The following is a 2065-nucleotide window of genomic DNA, read 5'->3' as shown; positions in this document are numbered from 1 at the left end:
CGCTCGATCTTCTGGATGAGGTCACCGAGGGCGTCGTTGACGGCGCTGGCCGCAGCCTCGGCGCGCTGGGTCGGGGAAGGCGTCGCAGCGGCAGACGGCTTCTTGTCGCGCTCCTGCGCCAAGGCCAGCAGCGGGTCGGCCTCGAACTTGGGGTGGAGGTCGAAGACGAGACGGTTCTTGTAGGCGGCCACCGGCGCCAGCGTGAAGATCTGTGGTGCCGCGGGCTGGCGCAGGTCCAGCACGATGCGCACGACGGTGGGCGTGTTCTGGCCGACGCGCACGCCGGTGATGTAGGGGTCGTCGGCCTTGACCTTGCCGATCAGCTCGCGCAGCCCCGGGCTCAGCTCCAGGCCGTCGATGTCGATGACGAGGCGGTGCGGCGAGTCGACCAGGAAATGCTTGACCGCCAGCGGCTGGTCGGACTCGATGGTGACGCGGGTGTATTCCTGTGCCGGCCAGACGCGCACGGCGACGATGCTGGCCTGGCTAGTCGCGGCCAGCGTGTCGGGCGCCTTCAGCAGCAAAGCGAGCAGCCCCAAGGTTTCGCGGCGCTTCATGCCAGGGCTCCCACGAGGCGCGCGTCGCCAACCGCGTGCACGCTTCGACTGTCGTCGGGCATCAGCTCGATGAAGAGCTGCAGATCAGCCGGCGGCAGCTGGCCGGCCGCTTTCTCGGGCCATTCGCAGAGCTTGAGGCCGGGTGCAGCGAAGACGTCGCGAAAGCCAGCGTCTTCCCACTCGCGCGGGTCGCCGAAGCGGTAGAAGTCGAAGTGGCTGGCAGTGTTGCCTCCCGCGGATTCAGGCAGCTCATAGCTCTCCATGACGGCATAGCTGGGGCTCTTGATGCGGCCTTGCACGCCCAGCGCGCGCAGCAGCAGGCGCACGAAGGTCGTCTTGCCGGCGCCGAGCGAGCCGTGCAGCTCGATCAGCGCGTTGGGGGAGGGCAGCAGTACCGCCGCGAGGCGTCCGGCGGTGGCCTGGGCCGCGGCCTCGTCGGGCCACAGCAGATCGGTTTCTAAAATCGGTGCCAAATGCAAGAAGTCCCGTCCACTGTCGATGCCGCCGCGCTGTTGATCCGTTTGCGCGGCTGGGCGCATGAGCTGGGATTCTCACAGATCGCCGTGGCCGACGTGGACCTCAGCAGCGCCGAGCCGGGCCTGCAGGCCTGGCTGGACGCCGGCCACCATGGCCGCATGCACTACATGGCCAGCCACGGCATGAAGCGTGCGCGCCCGGCCGAGCTGGTGCCGGGCACGCTGCGCGTCATCACGGCGCGCATGGACTATCTGCCCCAGGCCACCGAGCCGGGCTGGCAGGCCGTCGAATGGGCTGGCTTGGCCCAGCCGGAGCAAGCGCAGATCTCGATCTATGCCCGCGGCCGGGACTATCACAAGGTGCTGCGCCAGCGGCTGCAGAAGCTCGCCGAGAAGCTGGAGGCCGAAGTCGGCCCGCTGGGCTATCGCGTCTTCACCGACTCGGCGCCGGTGCTGGAGGTCGAACTGGCCGCGCGCTCGGGCCTGGGCTGGCGTGGCAAGCACACCTTGACGCTGCACCGCGAGGCCGGCTCGATGTTCTTTCTGGGCGAGCTCTTCATCGATCTGGCCCTGCCGTTGACCGAAGCCGTCAGCGCGCATTGCGGCGAATGCCGCGCCTGCATCGATGTCTGCCCGACTGCCGCGATCACCGCGCCCTACCGCATCGACGCCCGGCGTTGCATCTCTTACCTGACCATCGAACACGATGGGCCGATACCCGTCGAGCTGCGACCTTTGCTGGGCAATCGCGTCTATGGCTGCGATGACTGCCAACTGGCCTGCCCGTGGAACAAGTTCGCGCAGCCCGCCGTGCTGGCCGACTTCGACGTGCGCCCAGGCATGGCGGGCGAGCCAATTGCCACGCTGCTTGGATGGGGCGAAAGCGAATTCCTGCGCCGCACGGAAGGCTCGGCCATCCGCCGCATCGGTTTCGCCCGCTGGCGGCGCAATCTGGCGGTGGCGGCGGGCAACGCCTTGCGGGTCCGCGACGACTCGACTCTGCGCGCCGCGTTGCAGCAAGCAGGGCACGGC

The 2065-nt window shown here is 68.7% G+C and carries 3 protein-coding genes; 1 reads left to right on the top strand and 2 read right to left on the bottom strand.

Annotation, left to right across the window (positions count from 1 at the left end; translation table 11 throughout):
• Positions 1-557: AMIN domain-containing protein (locus ACXJKR_RS30865; protein ID WP_457326094.1), on the bottom strand; the 557-nt coding region annotated here is incomplete at its 3' end.
• Entirely contained in the window at positions 554-1030 is a 477-nt protein-coding gene (gene tsaE / locus ACXJKR_RS30860) for a tRNA (adenosine(37)-N6)-threonylcarbamoyltransferase complex ATPase subunit type 1 TsaE (protein WP_235532048.1), read from the bottom strand. The genes tsaE and ACXJKR_RS30865, both read right to left, overlap by 4 nt.
• Here tsaE and queG point away from each other — a divergent pair.
• On the top strand, positions 1031-2065 hold a 1035-nt coding region (gene queG, locus ACXJKR_RS30855), incomplete at its 3' end, for a tRNA epoxyqueuosine(34) reductase QueG (protein ID WP_457326093.1).

The sequence above is a fragment of the Roseateles sp. P5_E11 genome (assembly GCF_054049355.1).
This window is presented reverse-complemented; position numbering and strand designations above follow the sequence as displayed.